General features: G+C 52.1%; 1 protein-coding gene. It reads right to left on the reverse strand.

Features of this window, described 5'->3' with window-relative positions:
* The coding region (locus AC2VLY_RS16935) for a helicase-related protein (RefSeq protein ID WP_486922697.1) at nucleotides 1-1,103 on the reverse strand (1,103 nt) is incomplete at its 3' end.
* Between the last annotated feature and the right edge of the window lie 68 nt (nucleotides 1,104-1,171).

Raw genomic sequence — 1,171 nt, forward strand, 5'->3', positions numbered from 1 at the left:
TCGTGACTATGGTCACGCAGACCATCGAGGAATTGATTGGCAATTGCCATCAATGAACCGGAATCATCGGTATCCTGATCTTCCACAGCGGCGGACAGCCCGCTATCGGAGATGTTTCCCTTGGCTTGTGTGGAAACCCGGATTTTTTTCGCCATGAGCGACATCGCGGTCATTTGCGGCGTCTCGTCATAAGCGGCGAAGTAGATGCGGACCGGTTCCGTTTGTCCAATACGCCAGGAGCGACGGGAAGCCTGCAAAACGGTGTCCGTGCTGTAGCCGGTTTGCATAAACAGAATACTGGTGAAGTCAAAAAGGTCCAGACCGGTTTTCACCAGATTGGGATTACAGATCAGAACCTCGCACCCATCCTTCAAGGCATCCTGTACCCAGTCTTCCCGGATTTCTGTGGGCACCGAAGATTTCAGCACCCGCGCATCTATGCCCTCTTTTTTCAAGATGGACTGATAACGCTGCGTCAGGTCCAGCTTGTCCGAGTAGATGGTGTAAATGAGCACCTTACGATGATGGGCCAATTCGCGGCGAACCAGATCCCGCATGAAGATTTCTTTTTCCAAAAGTTCGTCTTCACGCGCAATGGGATGGAGTACTTCAATAGGTTTGCTGTAATTACGCGGTTGGCAGACCACCTTTTGGAATGCTCCGTCGGCGGCATAGAGCGCGGCAGACATGACCGGCCCCATGATTTTTTGCCCATAGCCTTCCTTCAGCGCTTCTTTTAACGCCTTGATAAGCTTCGTGCAGAACGTCCTGACAGATGCTTTTTGCTGTTCAGGCATTTGGATACGGACAAAGGTTTCCCGATAGCTGGGTAACAAGCGCACGGGCGGATACCCTTTTTCTTCAGCCATAGACTGAAGACTTTTCTCGATATCCGGCAATTCCAGAAACAGGGCATTGGGCAACAATAGGTGAGAAACCACCGTAGGATGCAGCCCGGGCAGATTACGGGTTTGTCGGTACACTTTTTTACCGCGTGCTGATTTCAGCCCGTCTTCTTCGATGACCGTGACGATTTCTTTCACGATCCCCATTTCGCGCTGGAAACGTGCGCCATCATGGGCACCATATCCCAGACGGAGCATGCTTTCCGGGTCGCTTCGGAATAGAAGCGGATGCAAAGAGGCCGCATAACCATCCACCAGAGTGCCGG

The sequence above is a fragment of the Acidithiobacillus sp. TH-A36 genome (genome assembly GCF_057473445.1).